Source organism: Bradyrhizobium cedriense, from assembly GCF_054602315.1.
Genome location: NZ_JBTSWB010000011.1, coordinates 44,728 through 69,831 on the forward strand (window position 1 = coordinate 44,728; position 25,104 = coordinate 69,831).

Annotated in this window: 24 protein-coding genes and 1 tRNA gene; 7 read left to right on the forward strand and 18 right to left on the reverse strand. The window is 63.0% G+C overall.

The genetic code is table 11. The features are described from left to right. Positions 1-85 precede the first annotated feature (85 nt). Both ACYCVF_RS34020 and ACYCVF_RS34025 read left to right on the forward strand, forming a co-directional pair. Positions 86-1,321: an acyl-CoA dehydrogenase family protein gene (locus ACYCVF_RS34020; protein WP_459604078.1), complete on the forward strand. Its 1,236-nt coding sequence runs from the start codon at positions 86-88 to the stop codon at positions 1,319-1,321. 140 nt (positions 1,322-1,461) lie between these two features. Beyond that, positions 1,462-2,520, forward strand: a complete 1,059-nt coding sequence (locus ACYCVF_RS34025) for a phosphotransferase family protein (protein ID WP_459604079.1) — start codon at positions 1,462-1,464, stop codon at positions 2,518-2,520. A 113-nt stretch (positions 2,521-2,633) separates the two neighbouring features. Here ACYCVF_RS34025 and ACYCVF_RS34030 read toward each other — a convergent pair whose 3' ends face one another. Beyond that, entirely contained in the window at positions 2,634-2,930 is a 297-nt protein-coding gene (locus ACYCVF_RS34030) for a GIY-YIG nuclease family protein (RefSeq protein WP_459604080.1), read from the reverse strand. Positions 2,931-3,235: 305 nt separating this feature from the next. After that, on the reverse strand, positions 3,236-4,408 hold the full coding sequence (gene argE / locus ACYCVF_RS34035; protein ID WP_459604081.1) for an acetylornithine deacetylase: 1,173 nt from the start codon (positions 4,406-4,408) through the stop codon (positions 3,236-3,238). 53 nt (positions 4,409-4,461) lie between these two features. On the opposite strand from argE, the gene ACYCVF_RS34040 reads away from it, so the two are divergent. Next, a complete protein-coding gene (locus ACYCVF_RS34040; protein WP_459604082.1) occupies positions 4,462-5,010 on the forward strand; it encodes a hypothetical protein in 549 nt (182 codons plus the stop codon). Positions 5,011-5,372: 362 nt separating this feature from the next. Here the strand turns inward: ACYCVF_RS34040 and ACYCVF_RS34045 are convergent, their stop codons facing one another. Next, the gene (locus ACYCVF_RS34045) at positions 5,373-6,158 is read right to left on the reverse strand and encodes an SDR family NAD(P)-dependent oxidoreductase (RefSeq protein WP_459604083.1); all 786 of its coding nucleotides are present in this window, start codon (positions 6,156-6,158) and stop codon (positions 5,373-5,375) included. A gap of 133 nt (positions 6,159-6,291) precedes the next feature. Between ACYCVF_RS34045 and ACYCVF_RS34050 the strand changes: the two genes are divergently transcribed. Together ACYCVF_RS34050 and ACYCVF_RS34055 are read left to right on the forward strand one after the other, a co-directional pair. Further along, complete coding sequence (locus tag ACYCVF_RS34050) at positions 6,292-6,990, forward strand: histidine phosphatase family protein (protein WP_459604084.1); 699 nt, start codon at positions 6,292-6,294, stop codon at positions 6,988-6,990. Between the two features lie 121 nt (positions 6,991-7,111). Beyond that, a complete protein-coding gene (locus tag ACYCVF_RS34055) occupies positions 7,112-7,879 on the forward strand; it encodes an SDR family NAD(P)-dependent oxidoreductase (RefSeq protein WP_459604085.1) in 768 nt (255 codons plus the stop codon). Positions 7,880-8,075: 196 nt separating this feature from the next. Here ACYCVF_RS34055 and ACYCVF_RS34060 read toward each other — a convergent pair whose 3' ends face one another. Next, positions 8,076-9,311 (reverse strand): serine hydrolase domain-containing protein, encoded by a 1,236-nt coding sequence (locus ACYCVF_RS34060; RefSeq protein ID WP_459604086.1) that lies wholly within the window; start codon positions 9,309-9,311, stop codon positions 8,076-8,078. Positions 9,312-9,458: 147 nt separating this feature from the next. Here ACYCVF_RS34060 and ACYCVF_RS34065 point away from each other — a divergent pair. Beyond that, positions 9,459-9,534, forward strand: a tRNA-Trp gene (locus tag ACYCVF_RS34065). 127 nt (positions 9,535-9,661) lie between these two features. Here ACYCVF_RS34065 and ACYCVF_RS34070 read toward each other — a convergent pair. The 3 genes from ACYCVF_RS34070 to ACYCVF_RS34080 form a co-directional block, all read right to left on the reverse strand. Further along, a complete protein-coding gene (locus tag ACYCVF_RS34070; RefSeq protein WP_459604087.1) occupies positions 9,662-10,423 on the reverse strand; it encodes a glycosyltransferase family 2 protein in 762 nt (253 codons plus the stop codon). 131 nt (positions 10,424-10,554) lie between these two features. Continuing rightward, the gene (locus ACYCVF_RS34075) at positions 10,555-11,034 is read right to left on the reverse strand and encodes a hypothetical protein (RefSeq protein ID WP_459604088.1); all 480 of its coding nucleotides are present in this window, start codon (positions 11,032-11,034) and stop codon (positions 10,555-10,557) included. 35 nt (positions 11,035-11,069) lie between these two features. Then, on the reverse strand, positions 11,070-11,576 hold the full coding sequence (locus ACYCVF_RS34080) for a hypothetical protein (protein WP_459604089.1): 507 nt from the start codon (positions 11,574-11,576) through the stop codon (positions 11,070-11,072). A 160-nt stretch (positions 11,577-11,736) separates the two neighbouring features. Here ACYCVF_RS34080 and ACYCVF_RS34085 point away from each other — a divergent pair, with 160 nt between their 5' ends. After that, a complete protein-coding gene (locus ACYCVF_RS34085) occupies positions 11,737-13,398 on the forward strand; it encodes a hypothetical protein (RefSeq protein ID WP_459604090.1) in 1,662 nt (553 codons plus the stop codon). Here the strand turns inward: ACYCVF_RS34085 and ACYCVF_RS34090 are convergent. The 11 genes from ACYCVF_RS34090 to ACYCVF_RS34140 all read right to left on the reverse strand — a co-directional run bounded on the left by ACYCVF_RS34090 (position 13,382) and on the right by ACYCVF_RS34140 (position 25,102). Next, the gene (locus ACYCVF_RS34090; protein ID WP_459604091.1) at positions 13,382-14,422 is read right to left on the reverse strand and encodes a Gfo/Idh/MocA family protein; all 1,041 of its coding nucleotides are present in this window, start codon (positions 14,420-14,422) and stop codon (positions 13,382-13,384) included. The genes ACYCVF_RS34085 and ACYCVF_RS34090 overlap by 17 nt on opposite strands. Before the next feature lie 3 nt (positions 14,423-14,425). Then, the gene (locus ACYCVF_RS34095; RefSeq protein WP_459604092.1) at positions 14,426-15,631 is read right to left on the reverse strand and encodes a class I SAM-dependent methyltransferase; all 1,206 of its coding nucleotides are present in this window, start codon (positions 15,629-15,631) and stop codon (positions 14,426-14,428) included. After that, positions 15,624-16,841, reverse strand: coding sequence for a class I SAM-dependent methyltransferase (locus ACYCVF_RS34100; RefSeq protein WP_459604093.1), 1,218 nt, complete (start codon positions 16,839-16,841; stop codon positions 15,624-15,626). The genes ACYCVF_RS34095 and ACYCVF_RS34100 overlap by 8 nt, the downstream gene beginning before the upstream one ends. A gap of 264 nt (positions 16,842-17,105) precedes the next feature. Beyond that, a complete protein-coding gene (locus ACYCVF_RS34105) occupies positions 17,106-19,373 on the reverse strand; it encodes a hypothetical protein (RefSeq protein ID WP_459604094.1) in 2,268 nt (755 codons plus the stop codon). Between the two features lie 44 nt (positions 19,374-19,417). Next, a complete protein-coding gene (locus ACYCVF_RS34110; RefSeq protein ID WP_459607320.1) occupies positions 19,418-20,395 on the reverse strand; it encodes a lysylphosphatidylglycerol synthase transmembrane domain-containing protein in 978 nt (325 codons plus the stop codon). Between the two features lie 60 nt (positions 20,396-20,455). Continuing rightward, a complete protein-coding gene (locus tag ACYCVF_RS34115) occupies positions 20,456-21,031 on the reverse strand; it encodes a WbuC family cupin fold metalloprotein (protein WP_459604096.1) in 576 nt (191 codons plus the stop codon). Beyond that, positions 21,009-21,674 (reverse strand): class I SAM-dependent methyltransferase, encoded by a 666-nt coding sequence (locus tag ACYCVF_RS34120; RefSeq protein ID WP_459604097.1) that lies wholly within the window; start codon positions 21,672-21,674, stop codon positions 21,009-21,011. Before ACYCVF_RS34120 ends, ACYCVF_RS34115 begins: the two co-directional genes overlap by 23 nt. A 25-nt stretch (positions 21,675-21,699) precedes the next feature. Beyond that, complete coding sequence (locus tag ACYCVF_RS34125) at positions 21,700-22,092, reverse strand: LIC12192 family sporadic carbohydrate cluster protein (protein WP_459604098.1); 393 nt, start codon at positions 22,090-22,092, stop codon at positions 21,700-21,702. Continuing rightward, the gene (locus tag ACYCVF_RS34130) at positions 22,085-22,891 is read right to left on the reverse strand and encodes a sporadic carbohydrate cluster 2OG-Fe(II) oxygenase (protein WP_239624485.1); all 807 of its coding nucleotides are present in this window, start codon (positions 22,889-22,891) and stop codon (positions 22,085-22,087) included. Before ACYCVF_RS34130 ends, ACYCVF_RS34125 begins: the two co-directional genes overlap by 8 nt. Beyond that, a complete protein-coding gene (locus ACYCVF_RS34135; RefSeq protein ID WP_459604099.1) occupies positions 22,888-24,006 on the reverse strand; it encodes a DegT/DnrJ/EryC1/StrS family aminotransferase in 1,119 nt (372 codons plus the stop codon). The genes ACYCVF_RS34130 and ACYCVF_RS34135 overlap by 4 nt, the downstream gene beginning before the upstream one ends. Beyond that, on the reverse strand, positions 23,996-25,102 hold the full coding sequence (locus ACYCVF_RS34140) for a DegT/DnrJ/EryC1/StrS family aminotransferase (RefSeq protein ID WP_459604100.1): 1,107 nt from the start codon (positions 25,100-25,102) through the stop codon (positions 23,996-23,998). The genes ACYCVF_RS34135 and ACYCVF_RS34140 overlap by 11 nt, the downstream gene beginning before the upstream one ends. Positions 25,103-25,104 lie beyond the last annotated feature (2 nt).

The window sequence follows — 25,104 nt, forward strand, 5'->3', positions numbered from 1 at the left end:
TCGCGCATTCGCGCTTGCGGGCCGCGTGCGGCGGGAGGACAGTCCGGCGCAAAAGGGTTTGCCAGAGAGAAACGAGGAGCGTCCCATGGATTTTGATCTGTCCACCAAGCAGAAGGAATGGCTCGACCGTGTGCAGTCCTTCATGACCAAGCACGTGCGCCCCGCGGTGCCGGTCTATAACGAGCAGGACAAGGCGGGCGACCGCTGGAAGGTCATCCCGATCCTGGAAGACCTGAAGAAGAAGGCCAGGGCCGAAGGCCTCTGGAACATGTTCATGCCGCCGAACGAGCATGAAGATGACGAATTCCGCGGCGCGGGACTGACCAATCTCGAATACGCGCTGCTGTCGGAGCAGATGGGCCACATCTCCTGGGCCTCGGAGGTCTTCAACTGTTCCGCGCCGGACACCGGCAACATGGAAGTGTTCATGCGCTACGGCACCAAGGAGCAGAAGCGCAAATGGCTGCGTCCGCTGATGGACGGCGAGATCCGCTCGGCGTTCCTGATGACCGAACCGGCAGTCGCTTCCTCGGATGCGACCAACATCGAGACCCGCATCGAGCGCGACGGTGATCACTACGTCATCAACGGCCGGAAGTGGTGGTCGTCCGGCGTGGGCGATCCCCGCTGCAAGATCGCGATCCTGATGGGCAAGACCGATTTCAAGGCCGCCAAGCACCAGCAGCAGTCGCAGATCCTGGTTCCGCTCGACACCCCCGGCATCAAGGTCGAGAAGATGCTGCCGGTGTTCGGCTTCGACGATGCGCCGCACGGCCATGCCCAGGTGCTGCTCGAGAACGTGCGCGTGCCGAAGGAGAACATCCTGCTCGGCGAAGGCCGCGGCTTCGAGATCGCGCAGGGCCGCCTCGGCCCGGGCCGCATCCATCACTGCATGCGCACCATCGGCAAGGCCGAGGAGGCGCTGGAGAAGATGGTGAAGCGGCTGATGTCGCGCACCGCCTTCGGCAAGAAGATCGTCGAGCATTCGGTGTGGGAGCAGCGCATCGGCGAGGCCCGTACCAACATCGAGATGACGCGGCTGCTCTGCCTCAAGGCGGCCGACATGATGGACAAGGTCGGCAACAAGACTGCGCAGGCCGAGATCGCCATGATCAAGGTCGCGGCGCCCAACATGGCGCTGAAGATCATCGACGAGGCGATCCAGGCCTTCGGCGGCGCCGGCGTCTCCGACGAAGCCGGACTTGCCAAGGACTATGCGAACATCCGCACGCTGCGTCTCGCCGACGGTCCGGACGAGGTGCACAATCGCGCCATTGCCAGGCTCGAGGTTCGGAAGTATGCAAACTCTCCCGGTCATTGAGCGGGAGAGCCTGGAGGCACTCCCGGCTTGACAAATGAGAGGGCCATGATCCGGTGACCGCTTGACGCAAGTGCGTCAGCGGTTACCGATTAGGATCATGCTCGGCCTGAAATGGTCAGGACTGAAGAGGGAGCGTCACTTTGGCGGACGGCGTCAGGAAAGACGAAGAGTTCTCCGGCACCAAGCCGGTCGAGGAGCGGCATCGCTTCGACGAAATGCGGCTCGAAGCGTGGATGCGCGACAATGTCGAGGGCTTCGAAGGCCCTCTGGTCGTGCTCCAGTTCAAGGGCGGACAGTCGAACCCGACCTATCGCCTCAATACGCCGAACCGCTCCTACGTGATGCGCCGAAAACCGTTCGGCAAATTGTTGCCGTCGGCGCACGCGGTCGATCGCGAATACCGCGTGATCGCGGCGCTCGGAAAGCAGGGCTTTCCGGTCGCGCGCGCCTACGCATTGTGCCAGGACGACAGCATCATTGGTGCCGCCTTCTACATCATGTCGATGGAAGAGGGCCGGGTGTTCTGGGATCCGACGCTGCCGAGTCAGACGCCGGAAGATCGCCGCAAGATCTTCACTAGCAAGATCGAGACGTTGGCGAAGCTGCACATGTTCGATCCGAACGCGATCGGCCTCGGCGAGTTCGGCAAGCCCGGAAACTATTTCGCGCGCCAGATTGACCGCTGGACCAAGCAGTATCGCGCCTCCGAGACCCAGCACATTCCGGAATTCGAAAAGGTCGCCGAATGGCTGCCGCGGACTGTGCCGGAACAGGCGCGCGTCTCGGTCGTCCATGGTGACTATCGCCTCGACAACATGATCTTCCATGCGACGGAACCGCGTGTGCAGGCGGTGTTGGATTGGGAGCTGTCGACGCTCGGCGATCCCATGGCCGATTTCACCTATCTCCTGATGCAATGGATCATGCCGGGCCTCGATGGCGCCGACCTCAAGGCGCTCAACATCCCGAGCCTGGAAGAGGCCGCGCAGATCTACTGCAACGTTACCAAGATGACGGTGCCAGATCTCAACTGGTACTTCGCCTACAACCTGTTCCGCCTCGCCGGCATCACCCAAGGCATCGCCGGCCGTGTCCGTGACGGCACTGCCGCCAACGCCAAGGCGCTCGAATCCGCCAAGCGCACGGTGCCGCTGTCGAAGGCCTCGTGGGAGTACGCGCAGAAGGCGGGCGCGGTTTAGGAGCGACCAAGGCGCGGCCGATGGCCGCGCTTTTCCTGTATCTTAACACCCGCCTCTCTTATCCCGGACGCGGCGCGGTACGAAGTGCTGCTCCGCAGAGCCGAGGGACTTGGTCACGTCGCTAAAGTATTCAGCTCATCCGTGAGATCGCGCCAGTCCGGATTGAGCTCTTCGATTAGCTTGAGCTTCCACGCGCGTCGCCAGCGCTTTAACGAATGTTCGCGTGAGCGTGCTTCGAGTACCGACTCAAACGCTTCGAAATGAACGAGCAGTGTCACGTTATACTGTCGCGTGAAGCCGGGGATGAGCTTGGCTTTGTGCTCGCCGACTCGGCGGACGAGGTCGTTCGTAACTCCGATGTAGAGAGTGCCGTTTTGTTTGCTTGCGAGGATGTAAACGAAGTAGGGCATGGTCGTGCCATCTTGGCCGGAAATGCGACCTAGAGTTGCACAGTTCGATGCCCTCGCCAAGCTTCTCTGGGTCCCGGCTCTGCGGAGCGTCACTTCGTGCCGCACCGCGTCCGGGACACAAGATCTGGTTCGTGACTTCGACGGTTTGGCTTCCGTAGACGGATTGGAGCTCGCTGCGCTCAGCGCGGAGAAGCGGCAAGTCAGTCTGACGCGGAAAGCCCCTGCCATACTCTTGTGTCCCGGACGCGGTGCAGCACGGAGTGCTGCTCCGCAGAGCCGGGACCCAGTCAAGTCACAGGCACCAATCACCCCTTCGCACAATGCGCGATCAGCTTCTCCACGAAGCCTGCGCATTTTTCCAGCTCCGCCATCTCCACGAACTCGTCCGGCGTATGCGCTTGCGCGATCGATCCAGGGCCGATCACGACCGAGGGGATGTCGGCCATGCTGGCGAACAGGCTCGCCTCGGTGCCGAAGGCGACCTTGGCGTGGTCGTTGCGACCCGCCAGGCTCTTGGCCAGGGTGACGATGGGCGCATCGGCTTCTGTGTCGAGCGCGGGGTAGTCGAGGATCTCCTCGAATGCGATGCCGCACTCCGCATTCCCAGCCTTCATCGCAGGCTCGAGCTCGGCCTTGGCCCAGGCGACGATCGCATCGGTGACCTCGCGCGACTCGGTGATGCCGATGCCGCGGCACTCGAATTCCACCGTGCAGGCGTCGGGTACGATGTTCAGCGCCGCGCCGCCATGCACGATGCTGGTGAGCAGCGTCGAATGCGGAACGTCATAGAGGCTGTCCGATGATCGCGCAGCGGCGAGCTGTACGGCACGGCGGCGGATCTCGGTGATCAGCTCGGCGGCATACTCGATGGCGTTGACGCCGTCGGGTGCGATCGATGAATGTCTTGCGAGGCCCTTGAACGTCGCGCGCACGCCGTGCTTGCCCTTGTGGCCGATGATGACCTGCATTTGGGTCGGTTCGCCGACGAAGCAGCCGAGCGGTCTGATCCTCTTCTTGGCGACTTCGCCCAGCATCGGCCGCACGCCGACGCAGCCGATCTCCTCGTCATAGGAGATCGCCAGATGAATCGGCGTCTTGAGCTCGGCTTTGACCATCTCCGGCACCATCGCGAGACACACCGCCACGAACCCCTTCATGTCGGTGGTGCCGCGGCCGTAGAGCTTGCCGTCGCGCTCGATCAGCCTGAACGGATCGTGGCTCCACTCCTGGCCCACCACAGGCACGACGTCGGTATGTCCCGACAGCACGTAGCCCGGGCGGTCTTCGGGCCCGATCGTGACCCATAGCGAGGCCTTTTGCCCGGTCGCATCGACGATGCGCTCACTGTTGACGCCGAACGCGGCGAGGTAGGTTTCGATATGCGCGATCAGGGGCAGGTTGGTGCGGTCGCTGATGGTGTCGAAACCGACGAGGTCGGCGAGGAGTTTTCGGATCCGGTCGGGTCTTGAGCTTGGCATTGTCTCGTTCTGTCGAGGGAATGGAGGCTGAAACGCTTGCAGGAACCATACCAATGTGGCGCCCGGTCGGGCAAATCAACATCGCAACCGTCATTCCAGGGCGATGCGCAGCGTCGACCCCGGAATCCATCGGCTTGCATCGCGCGCAGCGAAATGGATTTCGGGTTCGCGCCTTCGTTGCGCCGGGGAATGACGCGTTGAAGCTACAACACCTTGCGTTGACGACGGGCAAAACACCCGAGACATCGGTCAAGAATCGCCGGCGAAAATATTCCACTTTACCGAATTTCGGAAACGGCGTATGTGTCGCGGCAACCCGGCCCAAGGAAGAGGGGCGTATCGCGATCGTCACGAACGCGGGCCGGGCGGCGGTGGACGCAGGTGACATCGGCGCGAAGGGTTTTGCAACCGTGAGCAAGGCCGTCGCGCACACGACCGGTGCCATCTGCGTACGGCAAAATCGTGTGGTCCTGGCGCCCGGGGTCTGTGCGCCAAGTCTTGTGGTGATGTCGCGGTCCAACCGGGTCCGCTCATCAGTCATCCGCAAGGCGACGGGGGCAATAGCGCAACGCTCCCCGGGGAGAGCACGACATAAGCCGTAAAGCCACTGCGCAGGGAAGGCCGGGCTGTCCTGGCTACACCTGTATGCCGCTGTGCAGCTTTTTGTTACGCAGAATTCGCACAGTGGACCGCGGGTGCCAGCCGGCGCCCGGTCTTCCCTGCGCCCTCGTTCAAATGGAGGGCGAAGAGATCAAGCAAAACTCGGGTGAAATGCGCCGCGAGGATGCGATCCCATGCCAGTCATTCAACAAAGCTCTCGTGCCCCGGACGCGGCGCAGCGTCCCTTCGACGATGCGCCGCAGAGCCGGGGCCCATGCATCAACGGGCGCCGTGGCTTGCTGGGTCCCGTCTCTGCGCAGCAACGCGAAGGGCGTTGCAGCGCGTCCGGGACATGAGACCGCTGCTAAACCGGCTTGCCCGCATACGGCATCGAGGCGGTGAGGCCGCCGTCCACCGGGAACGCCTGGCCGTTCACATACGAAGCTTCGTCGCTTGCCAGGAACAACCCCATCGCGGCGAGCTCATGCGGCTGGCCGGGGCGCTTGAGCGGGTTGAGCTGGCCGATCTTGTCCTGGGTGCCGCGCTCCTTGGCGCGGTCGAAGATCGGCTTGGTCATGCCTGTTTCGATCAGGCCGGGGCAGACCGCGTTGATGCGGACGCCGGTGCCGGTGAGCGAATAGGCCGTGGTCTGTACCAGGCTGATCACGCCTGCCTTGCTCGCCGCATAGGGATGACCGCTGGCGCCGGCTTTGAGGCCCGCAACGGACGCGGTCAGCACGATCGCGCCGGACTGCTGCTTCACCATGTGCGGCATTGCGTATTTCACCGCGAGAAACGGTCCGATCAGGTTGATGCGCAAGATCTCCTGCCAATGCTCCACCGTCTGTTCGGCGAGCGGAACGAGCCCGCCCGAGATGCCGGCATTGGCCCAGATCACGTCGAGCCGGCCATGCGTCTTCACTGCCTTGTCGATGACGGCGATCACGTCGGTCTCGGAGCCCGCGTCCGCCACCATGGCTTCCGCAGTGCCGCCGGCTTTCTTCACTTCCTCGACGGTCTCCTTCACCGCCTCGCTGCGGTCGACCGCGATCAGCTTGGCGCCTTCCCGGGTGAACAGCAGCGCAGCCGCGCGGCCGATGCCGCTGCCGGCACCGGTGATGATGACGGATTTGCCTTGCAGGCGGCCCATGCGCTTCTCCCTTTGGCATGCGCGCGGCCCTTGCCGCGCGACGGAATTTCAAACAAGATTTCAAACGGTAAAGTGTCTTGAGACACGTTCGCTACTGACGTACAGCGACATGACACGGGATGGAAGGGTTTCGATGGCAGGCGCAGACAAGCCAAACGTGGTCGTCACGCGATGGTGGTGGGTCCGGCACGCGCCGGTGCGCAACGACGGTGGCAACATCTACGGTCAGTCCGACATCGCCTGCGACACCAGCGACACCTACGTGTTCAATGCCGTTGCCAAGGTGCTGCCACGCAAGGCGGTGTGGTATTCGAGCAATCTGATGCGGACGCACCAGACCGCCGAGGCGATCTGGGCGGCCGGCTTTCCAAAGCCTGCGTCGATGACGTGGGAAGCGGACCTCGCCGAGCAGAATCTCGGCCGCTGGCAGGGCATGAACCGTGCCCAGTTCATCGCGAGCCGCCCCGTCGGCTCCAGTTGGTTCGCCGACATCAACGAGCCCGCGCCCGGCGGCGAGAGTTTCATGGACCTCTACAACCGCACGCGCCGCACCATCGAGCGGATCACCAACGAGGCGGCAGGGCAGGACATCGTCGCAGTCGCGCATGGCGGCACGATCAAGGCGGCGCTGGGGCTCGCGCTCGAGGGCCAGCCGGAGCGGGGGCTGTCGTTCGACATCGACAATTGCTCGGTGACGCGGCTCGATCATTTCGCAAGTCCCGAGCGCACCGTCTGGCGGTTGCCGATGGTGAACCAGCAGCCATGGATCGCGGACGCGGCGCACGCGGCGATGCATCAGCCAGCGGGACCGGAAGTCAAGAAGCTGGCGTGAGTTAGGCTGTCATTCCGGGACGGTCCGCGAGGACCGGACCCGGAACCTCGAGATTCCGGGTTCGATGCTTCGCATCGCCCCGGAATGACATTGAATAGCAAGATCAATCTGGGAGAGAAGCATGACCTTGTTCGACATGAAGGGGAAAGTCGCCGTCATCACCGGCTCGACGCGCGGCATCGGGCTCGCGATCGCCGAGCGCATGGCCGAGCACGGCGCCAAGGTGGTGATCTCCTCCCGCAAGGCCGACGTCTGCGAGCAGGTCGCCAAGGGCATCAACGACAAGTTCGGCAAAGGTACCGCGATCGCGGTTGCCGCCAACATCTCGTCGAAAGAGAACCTGCAAAACCTCATCGACGAGAGCAACCGCGCTTTCGGCAAGATCGACGTGCTGGTGTGCAACGCCGCCTCGAACCCGTATTACGGTCCGCTAGCCGGCATCTCCGACGATCAGTTCAGGAAGATCCTCGACAACAACATCGTCGCCAACAACTGGCTGATCTCGATGGTGGTGCCGCAGATGATCGAGCGCAAGGACGGCTCCATCATCATCGTCTCCTCGATCGGCGGGCTCAAGGGCTCGACCATCCTCGGCGCCTACGCGATCTCGAAGGCCGCCGACATGCAGCTCGCGCGCAATCTCGCTTGCGAATACGGCAAGCACAACATCCGCGTGAACTGCATCGCGCCCGGCCTGATCAAGACCGATTTCGCCAAGGCGCTGTGGGACAATCCGGAGAATTTGAAAGCCTCGACCTCTCGCTCGCCGCTGGAGCGCATCGGCATCCCCGACGAGATCGCGGGCGCCGCGGTGTTCCTGGGATCAAGGGCCGGCGATTTCATGACCGGCCAGACCATGGTGATCGACGGCGGCGCGACGATCAGCTGAGGCGGCGGGTGGGAAGGGGCACGCAGCCTCTCCACACTCAGGAGTCATCGCCCGCGAAGGCGGGCGATCCAGTATCCCAGAGGCCGGCGTTAGGGAGTTCGCTCTTCCACATCCGCCGCGGAGTACTGGATGCCCCGGTCAAGCCGGGGCATGACAGCGAGAATGTGGATGCAGCTCCGCGTCTAATCGACGCCGTCTACTCCACCGCAGCGTAAACCAGGTCCCGCACCAGCGTCCGCGTGTAGTCGCGCTGTCCGGGGCCCTGGCTCATGAACACCGCGAACAGATCCTCCTTCGGGTCGATCCAGAAGAACGTGCCGGCAATGCCGCTCCAGAAATACTGGCCGACGCTGCCGGGGAAGGGCGCGATGCCGGCCTCCTTGCGCACAGCGAAGCCGAGACCGAAGCGGTGGCCAGGCGAGAGCAGGGTGCCGTTGATCGCAACGTCCGGCCCGAGATGATCGGCGGCCATCAGGTCCAGCGTCTTGCGGCCGATGATCCTGTTGCCGTCGAGCGTGCCGCCGTTGCGCAGCATCAGGCAGAAGCGGGCATAGTCCATCGTGGTCGAGACCAGGCCGCCGCCGCCGGACTCCATCACCGGCTGCTCGAGCATGTTGAACAGCGCCACCTTGTCGCCGGTCCAGGGATCGGCCGCGAACGGCTCGGCGAGCCGGCCGGCATTGGCCTCGGATGTCGAGAAGCCGGTCTCGGCCATCTGGAGCGGCGCGAGCACGCGATCGGCGAGGAAGGCGCCGAGTGTCTTTCCGCTGACGACCTCGATGATGCGGCCCAGAATGTCGGTGGAGCGGCTGTAGTTGAACTCCGCGCCGGGCTGGCAGACCAGCGGAAAGCTCGCCACCAGCGCGGCGTGCTCGGCGTTGCTGATCTTGCGGCTGCGGACGCGGGACTCCTGGTAGAGCTTGTGCACGGGGCCATCGCCCTGGTGCTCGTAGGTGAGCCCGGAGGTGTGGCGGAGCAGGTCCTGCACGGTCATGGGCCGCGTCGGCGGCACCAGCTCCAACTTGCCGTCCCTGATAAGGCCGACCTTCTGGTTCGCGAACTCCGGGATGAATTTTGCGACGGCGTCGCTGAGCAGGAGCTGGCCATCCTCGACCAGCGCCATGATGCCGACCGAGACGATCGGCTTGGTCATCGAGAAGATGCGGAAGATCGAATCGCGGGCCATCGGCGCCGCGCCCGCCGGGCTTTGCCTGCCGAGCGCCTCGAACCAGCCGATCTGGCCGCGCCGGGCCACCAGCACGGTGACCCCTGGAACGGTTCCCTTGTCGATCTCGCGCTTGAAGGCGTCCGACATGGCTTGGAGACGGGGACGCGACAACCCGAGCGTCTCGGGGCGCGCTTCCGGCACAGGCGGGGTCTGAAGCGCGGTGGTGGCCTGTGGGGCGGCTGTGGCGGTCGCTGTCGCGGTCATGGGCACTCCCGGTTGTTTCTCGTTGTCGCCAACGGACTGTGGCCAGAAACCCCCGCACAAACAAGCGAAGCCGGCGCGGTTCACCCTTGCAAAGCGGCCGTCCCTTGTGCTTGAAAGCGCGCCTGATCCGCGGTGACGCGGGTTCGTAGGAGTGTAGCTCAATTGGTAGAGCACCGGTCTCCAAAACCGGGGGTCGCAGGTTCGAGCCCTGCCACTCCTGCCAGCAAATTCAACCACTTAGATCAAATGCTGGCAGGATAGGGACGAGACGTCCCAAGTACGATCCAGGTACGATCGCCAAGAAACCCGGCCCAAACCGCCGGACACCTTGCGCTGAGGCCCGCGAGGCGTCAGAGCGCGGCGGTTCGTTCCGCGTCGGCGGGAATTTGTCTGAGATCGACGTTTCGGATGGGAACGCGGCGCAGCAGCGAGACGATGGTCCCGCCGAGCTCGAAATAGGTGCGCAGCCGCAGCGCACGTGAGGAGCCCTTCAGCTCCGCGTTCAAGCTCACGGGCACCTGGACATAGGTGAGGCCGAGCTGGAGCAGCGAGATCAACGCGCAGATCTGATAGCCGTAGCCATCGGCCTTGACCGCGATCTGGCGCAGCCATTTCACGGGGTAGACGATCATGCTGTGGTAGTCGGAAAGCCAGAAGCCGAACAGGCAGTTCAGGATGAACCGCAGCGAATGCGACTGGATGGAGCGATTGACCGAGCGGTCCGACTGGTTGTCGCGGTAGGTGATGACGATGTCGGCGGCGCCCGCCGCCTTGAACATCCGGGCAATACCGTCGTTCTGGAAGGCGTGATCGCCGGGAATCAGCGTGATCGCATCAAATTTCGCGCGCGACAGCGCGTATTCGAAGCCGGCGCCGACACCTCGCCGTTCGGCGTTGTGATGCACGACGATGCGCGGCTCGCCGGCCGCGAACTCGTCCATGATCGCGCCGGTGGCGTCGGTGCTGCCGTCGTCGATCAGGATTATCTCGAAATCGTCGAGCAGCTCGCGGGCGAGCGGCAGCACGCCGTCGATGGTGTCGGCGATCTTGTCCTGCTCATTCAGCGCAGGGATGACGATCGTAAGCCTCTTTGCCGCCCTGGAAGGTGTCATCTCATGCCGCCTGTTGTCGGCCACTCTTACTGGTGGAACCCTGGTGCGACTCTAGGTCATCTGAGCCGGCCCAACAATGTGGCTCGCAGATATGGTCCACACGAAACCGGCAATGTGTGTGTTTCGCGCAACTATTCGGAAAAATCATAGAGGCTGGTATCGCCGATGCCGAAAGCGCGGCGCAGCCGTCCAATGCGGCCGGCTAAATTCCGGCCCGCCGCGGTCGCCACGAAATGCGAATCGACGAGTTCGACCAGGCCGCCATCGACCAGGTTCCCAATTCGTCCCCGGAACAGATCTGGAACCTGCCGTTCGACGATCTCCGAAAGCGGCGCCCTCCGACCGGGCCGGTCGACGAGGCCGAGCAGGATGTCCAGCGAAACGGATTTATACACTGCGCCAAAGGCGAAAACGTAAGCCATGACGCAAAACCCGAAAATCGACGCGGCATCCCAATACTGAAATCGCGGGACAACGAAGATTCCGAGCATCACGCCGAGACCATGTGAAACGACCGCGGCGATCGCGAGCAGGGTCACGGGGCCGAGCGACCATGCGCGAGCGCGGGCCAGGAACTGCAGGGCAGGCGCAAGCAGGGCGAAGGCGATCACGGCGGCGAATCCGACAGCGAAGGACATCGTGCCGCTCACCCAAGGCCCGTCGACAGACGAACAAGTTTGACGAGACGCGCGACCGCCACCCCCTTGGCCGTCGGGGCGAGCCCGCCGCCCGCCGTGATCACCATCCCCGCGCCGACCAGGAGCTTCAGGCGGTTGTGCGTGAACATGCCGAGATCTCCGCCCTGCATGTAGGCCTCGGCCCATTGCTCGAGGGTGAGGGGACGTTCGGCCTGCACCAGTGCCGTGAGTAGCGTCAGCGTGAAGCCCCACGCCAGCAGGCTGAACAGGATGTAGCAGAACATCATCGCCGTTCCCAACAGCAGCAAACCGCCAAGCACGTCGTCGAGGCGGCGTTGTCCTGGAAGCGCGATACAGACGATCGCGAAGAGCACGATGACGCTGACGCAGCCCAGCCGGAAGCGGCGGCCGGATCCGCCGGTAGCGGCAATACGCGCGTAACACAGCAACAGCAGTGGAAAAGCGATGCTGAGACCAATCGCAGCGGCTTGCGCCGGGCCCGGTAGCATGTTCATTGCGGCAAACGTCCCGGATGCCTCTCAGGCCCAGTGAAGGTCTATAGGAGGTCGCATTTTTGCGGTCAAGGGAGCCCGAAGCCCCGCACTTGCGGTCGTCATGTGGGCGTGCAAATCCTTGCCGGCGATGTCCGCCCTTTCCCGTCCGAGCTTCCCCCCCTTGCTGCGCGCGATAGCCATTCTGATCGCCGTGTTGCTGATTGCGCACGCGCCGATGCTCGTGAATGACGGCCTCTTCATGGACGACTGGCTGGTGCTCAAGCCGCGTCCTGACTATCTCGTCGACATCGATTTCCTGCTGAATGGCGCCGGCCATCCGATCTTTTACAGCTACGACACGTTCGCGAACTGGACGGGGGCGCCGGTTGTCGTGATGGTATCGCTGGCGCTCGCCGGAATTGTCTTCGGCGCGGTGTGTCTGATGCTGACGGCGACACGTCTCGATCTGCTCGACCGCGCCGAGGCGGTCGGCTTCGCGCTGATCGTCTGGACCTATCCCGGCTATCAGCTTTGGGCAGGCAAGGCCAACGCGGTCTACGTTTTCAGCCTCGGACTTCTGTTCATCGGTACATGGCTGTTGACGCTCGCGTTCGGCGCACGCGGCCTGCGGCGTGTGTTGCTTCGCATAGCCGCCGCGCTGGTGTTCCTGCTGAGCTTCGCGCTCAACTCGACAATTGTGCTCTATGCCTTCGTGGTGCTCGGCCTGTTCCTTGCGATATGGCGGGGCGGTGACGCGACGCAGGGCTTGGCTCGCCGCACCTGGCTCGCAGCTTGGCGCTGTACCCTGCGCTATCCGGAATTGATGTTGCTTCCTCTGATCTATTGGGGCGCGCTCAATATCTGGTTCAAGCGGATCGGCGTCTACGCACAGCACTATGACGCCCACCTGCCGACGCTCGGCGAATTGGCCAGGGGATGGTGGGCTTTCTTCCTCACGGGCTACTGGGACGTGGTGAGCCACGCGATTCGAGCTGGGATTCAGGTCCCAACGCTCTTCATCGCGGCTGCGGTCCTCGCCGGCATCGTCTTGCTGCTGCTGCGCTCGGACACGAGGTCGAGCGCGTCCAGAGGCGCGATCACCGTCCCGATCGCACTCGCCGTGGTCTTGTTCCTCGCATTGTCATCGCCCTATCTGATCGCCGGCCTGCGGCCGTCTTCCACGCATTTCTACGAGAGCCGTCATCTGCTGATGTTCGGCGTGCCGTTGGCGCTGACACTGCTCGGGTTCAAGCGACTGGCCGAACGTTGGACCGCCCCACGCGCCGCCTTTGCGGTCATGTTCGGAGTGGGCTTGATCGTGTCGATCGGCATGCTGTGGAGCGACTACGTCTTCATGCAGGCGAGAACCCTGAAGCAGCAGGCCCTGGCACGCGACCTTGCCGGCCGTGTGCAGCCGGCGGCAACGGTTTATGCGCTCGATGACGGCTTCTTCGACTACCCGTCTCGGCATGTGCCGTTCGGCCTCGCCGAAGTCACCGGCATGCTTCGCCTCGCCTGGGGCAATCAACCATTCTTCGGATTTGCCCTGCGTGCCGAGCGGCCCGACATCCTCCGTGGGATGGACGAGGCACGGAAAGCTCCGGGAAGTGCATTCCGTCACTTCGACCCCTCAGGGCCGCAGGCGACGATCTCGTTGCAGCCGGGCCCTGGAGCCGCGCCGAACCAGACCTTGGTCCGGAAGTACTACGTGTGCCGGTTGCTGGCGCGCTGCGATGTTGCAGAGCTTCTGGCTCAGCTTGCGCAGGTCACGATCAAGGTGGGCCCGATTGCGGGCGTCTTGCCGCTCGAGGCCGCAAGCAAGAGTGTCACGCCTCGTCGCTAATTCGCCGCTTCCAGACCGCCTCTGCAAGCGCGATGTCGGTTACCGAGTCCTCGCCGGAAGCCAGGGGCTTGCGTCGTTCGGCGATATCGGAAACGAAGGCGTCGGCCTGGCGCCGAAATGCCCAGCTCACTTCACCCGTCAGCCGCGTGCTGTGACCATCGTGCTCGAGGATGACCTCCGCCGCTTGCTCGGCAAAGGGCGGGGGCAATTTCAACGTCACCGCGCCACGCTCAAAATCGATCGTCAGTCCCTCGCGCCAGGCGCCCTCGGACCCGTTCACGAGATCAAGCGTGCAAGCGATGCCGTCGAAGTCAAGGGTGATGCGTGCGGCTCCCGATGTCTCGACAGAGCTTTCGGCGACCGCTGGCGACGATCCGAGCAGGTAACGCGCCAGATTGATGATATGGCTGAAGACATTCAGAAAATTGTCGTAGCCGGGGCGCATCGCGCGCGGCATCCAGTCGGGACCGTCCTGCCAGAGTTCGAGCCCGTCGGGACGCGCTTCGCCGGTCATCACGAAATTGTCCTGCGCCCGGCCCGTGTCGCCGCCGAAGCACCAGCCTCGCGCGGCGACGATGCGTCCGAGCGACTGGTCTGCGCGGACACGTGCCACCTCGGCCAGCGCGCGTGCCACGCCGGCGTCGTGTCGTTTCATATAGCCGATGCTGTAGATGAGGTCCTGTCGCCTGGCGGCTTCGACCAGCGTCTTGGCCTGAACCGTCGTGTAGGCCATCGGCTTTTCCGACAGCACATGGCGGCCGCTGTTCAACGCGTCCAGGACGATCGGCCCGGTCGCGCGCCGCTTCGTCACGACGACCACGGCCGACACGTCGCTGTCGGCAAGCAGATCCCGATGCGTGCCATAGACCCGCGAGATGCCGAACTTCCGTGCCGCGGCGGCGGCCAGATCAGGCCGGAGATCGGCGATCGCAACGACGCGGCAGGCAGGATTGGCGGCGAAGTTGGCAAGGTGGCACATCTGGCCGACCATGCCCGTTCCGATGATGCCAATGCCTGGCCTCACTGGCTATGATCCCTTGATGCGCTTCCGGATGACGAGGAAGTGCGCCGGCTGTCCCCAGGTGTTGATGAACGCTGTATCCGTCTGGGTGAGGGCAGTGACCGCGGACGCATCCCGTCGCCCGATCGCGCCAAAGATGCGATGGAAACTGTCGAGCGTTGCCGTGATGGATTCGATGTCGGCCGCATCGTCGGCGAGAATGCCCGTCGTCCGGATCGTCTCGCGCAAGGACGCAAGGCTCGCGATCACGCGCGGCAGGCTCTCGCCGAAGGGATCGTCGATCGTCGCGTCAACGTCGAGAACCAGCTCCTCGATCAATGCCGAGATCGCCTCCACGGCATCGGGCTTGCCGACCAGGTAGAGCTTTCGTCCGCCGAGGAAGCTCAGGCGGCTGCGGTCGAGATGGCGCGTTGCGCGCCGCAGCTTCTCGTCGTCGGGCAAGACTTTCTTGTGCCAGTAGACGTCCAGACTGTCGCGATAGGCCGGCCATGTCGAATGGACGTCGAATCCCTGCTGATGCGCCGCCATGCACAAAGTCGCCGCGTCGAGGAAGTACCGATGCCTGACGAATGGATTCTCGAGAACGTCCATCAGCCAGGATTCGAAGCTGCGGGTGTGCGGGATGCTGCTCCATTTCGCATCGAACAGCATCCTCGCCGTTTCGAGCGCAGGACGGCCCGTCAATACCTTTCCCGCCGCATGTATCGCCTTGAGCGCGAGCTCGAAGAAGCCGCCATAGCGCTCGTAGTACGAAACGACGGCGTAACCGTCCGGATTGAGCAGCCGGTGGAAGATGCCAAGCCAAGTTTCGGTCGGCTGCACCGTGTAGATGAATCCTTCGGCATCGATGATGTCGAACCTGCGGTCGCTGCGGAATCCCTCGACGTCGGCCAGTGCGAGCTCGCGGAGACGTTCGGTCAGGCCGAAATGCGCGAAATAGGCCTGGATCTTCGGATGCGCATGCCGGTTCGGCTCGGCGAGCGTCATGTTCGCGCCCCAGCCCGCAAACACCAGAGCGTTCTCGCCGGAATCAGGACCGAACTCGAGCACCTCGGCATTGCGGAACAGCCGCGGCGGCAGCACCAGCTTGTCCGAAAACAGTTCGCGCCGCTGAGTGGCGTAGGCTTCGAGCTCGGCGGACGACTTGAAATTTCCGAACGTCGGCAGAACGTCCTGACGTTCGTAGTAGTTGAAGAGCTTGTCCTCAGCCATGCCGCGACCCTGCGGTCGCCTCGAGACGATCGAGCTCGCTCCAGATGTCGGACGGCGCGAAGATTGAAACGATGTGCAGTGGACGCTTCACATTCTCGCGCAGCCGGCTGCTGACCTTGGCTTCGTTCTCCTGATTCACGGCGAGAAGACAGACGAGCGGGTCAGACTTCCCGGCGAGGTCTCCCGGCGAGCGGATCGGAATTCCGGTGCCGGGCAGGAACAAGCCTTGGCGCTCCTTCTGATCGTCGACCGAGAGGTCGACCAGATCGGCCAGCTCATGGGCATTTGTGAACGTGCAGGCGCGGCAACCGGCGCCGTAGATGGCGATTTCGGCGCCATTGGCGCGGGCCTTGGCGAGGATCGGACGAAGACGCGCGCCATATTCCCTTGCGCGTTGACCGAATTTCTCGCCGACGCCGGACGGCGCAGGTGGCGGCGTCACGTCGCCTGCGGCACGGCGGGCTGCGATCGCGAGGCTGCCACCGCTGAAATTGTACTTCTTCACGGACACCGCCTCGAAGCCGTGGCGCGCCAGCAGCGCAAGCAGGGTCGGCTCCGTGAAATAGCTGACGTGCTCCTCCCAGAGGACGGAGAGGTCTCCCGCCGTCGAGCCGGGCGCGAAATCAGGCACGTCGATGAACAGCAGCCCGTCCTCGCGCAGCGCGATCTTCACGCAGTCGAAGAAGTTCTCGAAATCGACGATGTGCTCCAGCACCTGTCGCGAGACGACGAGGTCGAACTTGCCAGCCTCGGCGACAGCGTCATTACACAGCGCCGGGCTGATCATGTCGGAATAGACCTTGATGCCACGCTCGCGCGCGATCTTGCCCGACACCGGGTTGGGCTCCACGCCGACCAGGACCTTCGCGCCGCGCTCGCGCAGCTTGTCCATGAACAGGCCATCGTTGCATCCGATCTCGAACACGGATTGATGCTTGGAGAACTTCGCGATGGTGTCGAGTTCGTCCGCTTGGTGCGGCTCCGGCTTCCAGCTGCTGAAATTGTAATTGAACTGGCGATACAGGATGTCCGGATCGATCGGCTTGACGATCTGCGGCAGGCCACACTCGCCGCACGCCAGCACCTCGAACGGATAGCGCTCCTCCTGCTCGCTCCGGCTGTGCCGAAGCCGATGTGCAATCGGCATCATGCCGAGGTCGATCACCGGACGCAGGTTGGTCGAATGGCAAAGGCGGCAATGGTCGGTCACGGCTTCAACTCTTTGCAGGAAAAGCCAGGGAACATCGGCGCCCCGGCGATGTATGGCGCATTTGAAGCCTATATAGGGCCACAGCCTGCGCCACAATTCTTAAGTTGCAGAGGGTAGGCTATTCACAACATCCGCGGCCCTCGGAAAGGCCGCAGTCCTCTGAGCGTCTTCTCCTCCCGCATTGGGGCCCGGGCGAAAATTCGGTTTTACGGACTCCAGTTACCGAAGGGGCGGGGAACCGGTGCGATTGTGGCAACGCATGCTTTAGTGGCACGTGGTTAGCTGCTCGAGCACCGCGATGTCCGCTCGCTTGCCGTTGGGGGCCGAACGGTGCTTGACCACCTCGAACGGTTCTATGCCATAGGCCTCCCGATAGATGTCTTTTGATCTCGTCCGCAACGCCGAGATGCCAGCCTCGACCTGTGGACTCAATGCTTGACCGCCATCCTTCCAGGTCAACATCCAATAGTTCGGGGTCTCGCTATGCAACGAGAACCGCTTCTCCAACTCGGCCTTTTGAAAAAGATCGGAAAAGCCGTTGAGCCAGAAATCGCAGTTCTGCTTCTGGACATAGAACAGCTTGACGTTTAGCTCCCGAAGAGCTGCCTCTGCCGTATCCGCCGGCCCCAGTGCAATCTTCCTGAAGTCGCGTGCAACGTCGCTCTGATAGGTGTGGATGACCTTGCCCCGCGTAAGCAGGGGTGAAAAATAGCAGGGGACCATGGCGCGGTAGCCATTGAGAGCGAGAATACGATCTGAACCCGTTGATTGCTGTAGTTCGTCGCAACGTTGCCAATTCAGGCTGACGCGAGGCATCTGATTGAGTGGACGCCCCTGCACAAAAGCGATCGCTCTGTCTTCCCTGAAGGTCTGCCAGGGATAGCTGACAACCATCCAGGCGCAGGTGACCAGCAGCGCAGCGAGTACGGCATGGGGAGCGAAGCGTCCCGCGAACCAAGCGGGTTTGAATCGCCCCAGCAGGACGAGACCCCAGCAAGCGATACCGGCGGTCGCGAGCGGGAAGAGCGCGTTCACATGAATGGACAACCTGATCAGGCTGGGGATATTCAGTGTCATATCCAGCAGCCGGACGCCGGCGATGTAGGCGACAACGATGAAAAGTCCCGCAGGATTGGGCAGTGGCGGCAGCTTCGATTCGCTTCGTCGATCGGGATTGAGCTTCGAGTCGGCAAACGCGACCACGGAGATCGCCAGCATGATGAGGAGGGCGACTGCGATAACCGACTTGGCTTGCCTGAAGAGATAGATAACTCCCGCCTTATTGAAAAAGTCGCTGACCTCTACCGACTGTGCCATCACGAAAAAATCCAGGATGTCGAGGCTGCCGAACTTCGAAAAGCGCTCGACAGACACGACATGCCGAAACAGCGAGTATGGATTCGTCGCGGGAATTCCGAGGTAGAAATAGTTGAAGGAGAAGGCCAGGACGCATCCTGTGAATGCCCCCAATCCCAGCAGGATGCTGGTGACGAGGCCGGATCGGTCTTGTTGAAGTGCCTTGGTGAATACGCCCAACGATGAAATCAGGAACACTAGTGATGCGTACAGCGGATAGGAAGCGGCTACGGCGAAGCCGCAAATGCCTGCAGCAAACCTGTCGCGGCTTTGAGATGATCGGATGACCACCAGCAGAAAGTAGACGAAGAACGCCGCCGTCTGAATGTGATACTTGCCGAACTCCATGACATGGAGGCCGGCCTTGACGCTCGGCGATGTTCTCGGCCACGCAAGCCCGAGGACGGCGAGGCCGACAGCAATCGGTATCGTTGCGTCCAGCCACCGCCGTCCAAGAGCCTGCAATGGCACGACGATGCGGGCGAGCTCGAAAATGACCGCGCCGATTCCGACGAAGTAGAGAAATGAGATGATCTGGGCGACATGGGGAGGCAGAAACGTCGCCAGCAACAAGTGCAATCCATTTCCATGGCCGATTTCGAAGTCGGAAAAGATGGGATTGTCGTTCGCGAGCCAGATGCTGTGATTTCTCGCAACTTCCGCAAGATATGGTGCGTAGAGCTGCTGAACGTCGGTGGAAACGACGTCGGGCATCACGGCGCGATCCAGAAACACCGTTGTCAGAAGCCAAAGACCGAGCAGCGATGTCGCGATCAGCGAGAGACTCAGCGCGAGCTTCTGCGGCTTCCACACGCGCCGAAGATCCCACAAGAGAACTGCGATCGACAATCCGAGCACGATTTGCGGATATAGAAGTGACAGAACGCCGAGCCCGAATCCCGTCAATATGAGTGTGGCTGCACCGACGAAGAATTCGTCCACTCGCTGAGCGGGTTCGTGCTTGATGAGCGAGAACGTCAGGCGGCCGGTCGCCATGATGAGCCAGCCAAGATACGGTGTCAGGACGATCCAGGCGACAACGTAGAATCGCGTTGTCCAACCGCCGTCGAAGATCAGCGTTCGGTAAGTGTCGGGCCGATTCAGACACCAGATCGAGATGGCGGCCGGCACGAATATGAGCACGCGCCACAGCCACGCCTCGAGGATGGGGGGCACCTTGGCAACTCCCTTGGCTTGATCTTGTCTGCTATCGCCCATCGCTAGACCGATGCAGCGTCAGTTGGTTCGGCGACGGCCCTTGCGCGGTCCGTGCTGAAGTTCGCGCGCTCCGGTGCAGCCAGCCAAACCAAGCCGCCGAACAGTCCCACGATCAGGCCGCCGAGTCCGAGCAGAACCGATATCGCGAGCGCCTTGTCTGATGCGATCCCAGCGAGGCCAAGGGCAGCAACCATTGCGCCTTCTCGCACGCCCCATCCTCCGATCGAGATCGGCACTGCGGAGGACAGAATGACAAGCGGAACAAGAACGAACGCATCAACCGGGGAGAGTGGCGCGTCGATTCCGACCGCAAGGATGTAACAGGCTGCGACCGTGACCAGGTGGATGATGATGGCTGCGGTGATCAGCGTTCCGCGCGCTTTAGCTGCCAGCGGAGCCCTGATCAGCATCGCAAATTGCACGATCCGTTCGGGCAGAGCAGCGACGATGCGGGGCGGCCAGCGATCCAGCGCGAGCAGGGCTATCAGGCCGAAACACGCAAATACGAGAGTGATGACGATCGCGAACAGGAGCGAGTGATCGCGGATCCTTGTCAGCAGAAACGGCATTCCTGCTAATATGACGGCAGCAAGAGCCAGCAGCGCAAGGAGACGATCGGCCACGGTGCTGCTGATCGTTGGCGACCATTGAACGCCGTGCCGGCGCAGCATCCAGATCCGGACCGCGTCACCGCCCGCAGGCAGCACCTGATTGAAGAAGTTGCTCACTATGAGGATGCGCCAGCCCGCCAGCCAGTCGAGAGGCACGTTCATGGCGCGGAGGATCAGGATCCAGCGGTGACAAAGCAAAAAAGTCTGAGCGAACAGCAGCAGCACCGCAAGTGCCAGCATGTCCAACCGGACCGCGAGAAGGTCGGCTTTCAGGGACGACAAGTCCTGCGCCCGCAACAATAATACGAGAATACCGATCGAGACTGCGAACTTGGCCAGAGTCACCAGTACTTTTGCAGGCGGCTTCATCGGCTGTTGTCGTCCTCGTTCGTTCACGGCGGGATCGTCGAGCAGCGATAGCAGTCGGAGTTATCTTCTCGCCAGATGCTCCGCGGCGAGCGTAGCAGTTCTCGTGACATAAGTCTGGACCGCCGCAGCGTCGCTGCCGTCGGGCGCCCAGTCGGGAAATGCGGTGCGGGAGGGATCGAACGGGCCGGCGGTGGTCTCGTGAAACACCAGCCACTCCGAGGTGATCAGGATCGAGTGGAAGACCTTTTCGGGCATCCGATAGTAGCAGCGCTTGCCCTGGCCGTAGGGCGCCATCTCGAGCACGTCGCGAATGCGGCCGTCATCCTCGAAGATCACGACCTGCGCGGTGCCCTCGATCACGTGAAACGATTCAGGTTTGCCAAAATGCATGTGGGGCCGCACATAGGCTTCGCGATGATGCACGATGAGCATCTCGTGCAGGCCGGAAGAGGGATCGGGATGCGTGCATAGCCGGCTGCGCAGACGCGGGTTGGTGGCGGCGATGCGCTTCAGCTCCGCGATCGTGGCGTCGTCCGCCGTGACGATCGCGTCGTCCGAATAGTACACTTCGGGATTTTGCGCGCGTAACGATGTCGGCCGGCGCAGGCCTGCCTCACTCGAAGAAGATGAACCCATGGTCACCCCGGTATCCGCATTTGTCGTAGATCCAGGCCCATGTCTCAGGACCGTGGAAGCTCAGGCAGGTGAGCTGCCAGTAAAGCAGATTCGCCTTCTCGCGCTCGTTGCGGAAGGATTCGACCATCAGATATTTCGAGGTTCCGCGTCCGACCCGCTCGATCTCCGATACGGCGCGGAATACGTCCTCGAGCGGAAGATTGTGCAGCACGCCGAGCGATACGACGAGATCGAAGCTCTGATCAGGATAGGGGAGCTCGACGGCGCTGCCAACCTTCAACCGTGGCCGCACCTCCTCCTTGGCGCTGGCGATACCATATTCGGAGATGTCGATGCCGGCGACTCTTAGATCGGGGACGAGCTGGGTGAACTCGTAGAGCAGGTAGCCCTTGCCGCAGCCGACGTCGAGCACGCTCATGCCCGGCTTGATGCCGTAGCGATCGATCAGGGTCTGGGCCAGCGGACGCCACCGGCCGTCATAGCGATAGCCGCCGTAGCCGTAGCGCCGGTCGCCGTCCCAATAGTCGCGTCCCCATTGCCGCGCGATGGTGGCGGATTCCGCCTTGTCGTGCTCGATGACCCGCTGCACGTAGTTCCGCTTGGTCGACGCGTGCATCGGCTGCAGCAGGTTGATCTCGGCCATGATCGTCAACCGCTCCGCGCCATCGTCACAGGATGGTCGCGAATTTATTGACGAGCAGGATGTCCTCGACCGCCTGGACGTCCTTCTGCGACGACAGCGTGATCTCCTCGACCGCGGCGTGGAGGTCACAGCCCTCGCGCAGCACGCGGTCGTAGATCTGACGCCGACGCGCCTCCTCGGGCGGCAGCATGAAGATGCTGTAGAGGATCAGGCCGCGCAGCCGCGGCAGCTCGTCCAGGATGTCCTCGAGCACCATGTAGCTGCCGGGCATGGTGTGCTCGGCGGCGCTCAGCAGATAATGCAGGTTCTTCCGCCGCGCATAGTCGCGGATCACGATGTTCTGGACGTGCTGCGGGGTGCGGCTGCCGTTCAGCGGCCGGGCGCCGATATAGCCGCGGTGGCCGGCTCGCTCAGCCATGGAAACCTCCCGGCAGCTTGTATTGCATGCCGACCCGCGTCGCCGGCCGCAGCAGGATCGGCTCGAAGAACTCGCCGAAGCGTTTGTCCGCGTAGGGTGACATGATGCTCTTGAAGCGGCAGTTCATGCTCCAACGCGTGCCGGCTTCCTCGTTGACGCGATTGCCGTGCATCAGGGTCTGGTTGAACAGCATCACGTGACCGTAGGGGATCTCGATGAAGGTCGCGTGCGGCTTGATCGTCTTGTACAGCTCTTCGGCGCTGCGCAGGCTGGCCATTCGGTCCTGCATCTCGCCGTTCAGGGATGGCGGCAGCAGGTACATCGATTTGGTGCGGCGCACGTCGACCAGAGGCACCCACACCACGACCTCGAACGGCGAGTCGCCCGACCAGACGTCGGAGTGGGTGGCGAGCAGCGACGAGCTGTCGCCGGGGAGCTGGATGCTGAGATTGACGCGGCGCTGCATGCAGAGCTCGTTGCCGACGATCGTTTCGATCGTCGAGCGCGCCAGGCGAAAGTAGGTCGGCCGGAACCACGGTTCGGCGTTGAGGCCGTTGAAGACGTGCAGCCGGAGGCCGTTCAGATCATCCACGCTCACCCGCGTGTGGATGGTGTCGAGCATCGCGTAGGGATCGTTGCTGTGCGGCAGCTTGAGATAGTCCGCCGCAAGTTCGGCGGCACGACGCTGGATCCGGTCGAGCCCGGCGCGATCGTCGGCCGGCGTGGTGACGAAGCCATCGTCGATGAAGCGCTGCGCCAGGGCCTGCTCGTCGGCGTGCAGGAAGTCCGTATCCGTCATGCAAAATACTCCCGGGCGGTCGTGCAAATATAGCTGATATCGGAGACCGAGAGGAACTGGTTGATGGGAAGGGTGAGGATCTGGTCTGCCTGCCGTTCCGTCACCGGGAACGTGCCGCGGCCATGACCCAGATGCGCCGCTGCCGGCTGCAGGTGGATCGGGACCGGATAGTGGATCGCGGTCTCGATGCCCTTGTCGGCAAGATATTTCTGGAAATCGTTGCGACGGTCGGTCTGCACGACGAAGGTGTGGAACGTGTTGAATTCGATGTTGCGGCAGGGCGGAATGAACAGCGGCAGGCCGGCGAGCTCGGTGCGGTATTGCGCGGCGTTGCGCCGCCGGCGTTCGATCACCGACGGCAGATGGCGCAGACGAATGCGCAGCACCTCGGCCTGAAGCGTGTCGAGCCGCGAGACGATGCCCCATTCCTGGACGTCACTGCGGTTGATGAGGCCGTGATTGCGCAGCCGGCGAATTCGCGCGGCGAGCTCGGCATCAGCGGTGACGAGGAAGCCGGCATCGCCCGCGGCGTTCAGGTTCTTCAAGGGGTGAGCGGAGAAGCAGCCGAACGTGCCGATGGTGCCGCTCATCCGGCCGTCATAGGTCGAGCCGATCGCCTGAGCGCTGTCCTCGATTACGGCGAGCGCGTGCTTGTTCGCGATCGCCATCAGCTGGGTCATGTCGGCCATGCGCCCGGTCAGATGCACCGGCATGATCGCCTTGGTCCGCGGGGTGACGGCAGCCTCGACCGCGGCCGGATCGATGTTCTGGTCCGGAAGCACGTCCGCAAACACCGGCGTGGCGCCGACCGCGATGATCGCGGCGGTCGATGCCACGAACGAATTCGGCGGGGTAATGACCTCGTCGCCGGGACCGATGTTGAGCGCACGCATGGCGAGGATCAGCGCGTCGGTGCCGGAATTCAGCGTCACGACATGCGGCGAGCCGAGATAGGCGGACAATTCCTCCTCGAGCCTTGCAACCGCCGCTCCGCCGATGAAATCGCCGCGCTGGAAGACGCCCTCGACCGCCTGCATGATCTCGGCGCGTTCTTCCTCGAATTGCGCCGGAAGATTGACGTAACCGATGCGCCGGCGGCCGGTATCAGCGTCCATGGCAGAACTTCCTGACGGTCTCGATGACGCGGTCCTGCTGTGCGCGCGTCAGATGCTGGTCGACGGGGAAGCTGATGACTTCCTTGGCGTGGCGATCGGTGACCGGGAAGGTGCCGGGTGCGTAGCCGAGATGCTTGAGGCCTTCCTGCTGATACAGCGGGATCGGGTAGTGGATCTTGGCCTCGATGCCGTTCTCCAGGCAGTATTTGTAGAGCTCGTCGCGGCGTTCGGCGAATACCATGTAGAGGTGGTAGACGTGCTTCACGTTGGGCCGGCGCGGCGGGATGCGCAGGCCGGGCAGGCCGGCGAGGCCCGCATCGTAATGGGCCGCATTCTCGATCCGGCGTCGCGTGATCTCGCTGGTCTGGCCGATCAGCCAGTTGCCGACCACCGCCTGAAGGGAATCGAGCCGCGAATTGCAGCCGAGGATCGCGATCTCGTCGCGGTTCTTCATGCCGTGGTTGCGGATGAGACGGAGACGCTCGTTCATCCCGTCGTCATTGGTGACGACGACGCCGGCATCGCCCCAGACGTTGAGGTTCTTGAGCGGATGCAGGGAGAAGCCGGCCGCGATGCCGTGGGTGCCGGAGCGCTTCCCGGCAAACTCGGACAGGATGCCCTGGCAGGCATCCTCGACCACGGGAAGGTTGTGACGTTGCGCGATCGGCATCAGCTTGCCCATGTCGGTGACCTCGCCGGTGAGCTGAACCGGCATGATCGCCTTGGTCTTCTTGGTGATCGCGGCTTCGACCTGGTCGACATTCATGCAGAAGGAATCATCGCAGTCGACCAGCACCGGTGTGGCGCCGGTTTCCGCGATCGCGCCGACGGTGGCGATGAAAGTGTTGGCGGCGGTGATGACCTCGTCGCCATGACCGATGCCCAGCGCCTTGAGCGGCAGCTTGAGCGCGTCAGTGCCCGATCCGACGCCGATGGCGTGACGCACGCCGATCAGTTCGGCAAACCGCTTCTCGAATTCGGCGACGGGCTTGCCGAGGGTGAAGTCACCGGTCGCAACCAGCCGGCCGATCTCGGCCAGGATCGGAGCGGGGTCGGCGAATTGCTCGAGCAGATAGGAATATCGAACGTCGTACATGT

What these genes read in the sequence shown, in the direction of transcription:
- ACYCVF_RS34125 (WP_459604098.1), bottom strand. Translation starts at nt 22,092, where the DNA reads ATGGCTGAGCGAGCCGGCCACCGCGGCTATATCGGCGCCCGGCCGCTG.
- ACYCVF_RS34135 (WP_459604099.1), bottom strand. Translation starts at nt 24,006, where the DNA reads ATGGACGCTGATACCGGCCGCCGGCGCATCGGTTACGTCAATCTTCCG.
- ACYCVF_RS34095 (WP_459604092.1), bottom strand. Translation starts at nt 15,631, where the DNA reads ATGGCTGAGGACAAGCTCTTCAACTACTACGAACGTCAGGACGTTCTG.
- argE (WP_459604081.1), bottom strand. Translation starts at nt 4,408, where the DNA reads ATGCCAAGCTCAAGACCCGACCGGATCCGAAAACTCCTCGCCGACCTC.
- ACYCVF_RS34070 (WP_459604087.1), bottom strand. Translation starts at nt 10,423, where the DNA reads ATGACACCTTCCAGGGCGGCAAAGAGGCTTACGATCGTCATCCCTGCG.
- ACYCVF_RS34050 (WP_459604084.1), top strand. Translation starts at nt 6,292, where the DNA reads ATGGCAGGCGCAGACAAGCCAAACGTGGTCGTCACGCGATGGTGGTGG.
- ACYCVF_RS34030 (WP_459604080.1), bottom strand. Translation starts at nt 2,930, where the DNA reads ATGCCCTACTTCGTTTACATCCTCGCAAGCAAACAAAACGGCACTCTC.
- ACYCVF_RS34080 (WP_459604089.1), bottom strand. Translation starts at nt 11,576, where the DNA reads ATGAACATGCTACCGGGCCCGGCGCAAGCCGCTGCGATTGGTCTCAGC.
- ACYCVF_RS34020 (WP_459604078.1), top strand. Translation starts at nt 86, where the DNA reads ATGGATTTTGATCTGTCCACCAAGCAGAAGGAATGGCTCGACCGTGTG.
- ACYCVF_RS34045 (WP_459604083.1), bottom strand. Translation starts at nt 6,158, where the DNA reads ATGGGCCGCCTGCAAGGCAAATCCGTCATCATCACCGGTGCCGGCAGC.
- ACYCVF_RS34040 (WP_459604082.1), top strand. Translation starts at nt 4,462, where the DNA reads ATGTGGCGCCCGGTCGGGCAAATCAACATCGCAACCGTCATTCCAGGG.
- ACYCVF_RS34130 (WP_239624485.1), bottom strand. Translation starts at nt 22,891, where the DNA reads ATGACGGATACGGACTTCCTGCACGCCGACGAGCAGGCCCTGGCGCAG.
- ACYCVF_RS34120 (WP_459604097.1), bottom strand. Translation starts at nt 21,674, where the DNA reads ATGGCCGAGATCAACCTGCTGCAGCCGATGCACGCGTCGACCAAGCGG.
- ACYCVF_RS34055 (WP_459604085.1), top strand. Translation starts at nt 7,112, where the DNA reads ATGACCTTGTTCGACATGAAGGGGAAAGTCGCCGTCATCACCGGCTCG.
- ACYCVF_RS34140 (WP_459604100.1), bottom strand. Translation starts at nt 25,102, where the DNA reads ATGTACGACGTTCGATATTCCTATCTGCTCGAGCAATTCGCCGACCCC.
- ACYCVF_RS34110 (WP_459607320.1), bottom strand. Translation starts at nt 20,395, where the DNA reads ATGAAGCCGCCTGCAAAAGTACTGGTGACTCTGGCCAAGTTCGCAGTC.
- ACYCVF_RS34060 (WP_459604086.1), bottom strand. Translation starts at nt 9,311, where the DNA reads ATGACCGCGACAGCGACCGCCACAGCCGCCCCACAGGCCACCACCGCG.
- ACYCVF_RS34115 (WP_459604096.1), bottom strand. Translation starts at nt 21,031, where the DNA reads ATGGGTTCATCTTCTTCGAGTGAGGCAGGCCTGCGCCGGCCGACATCG.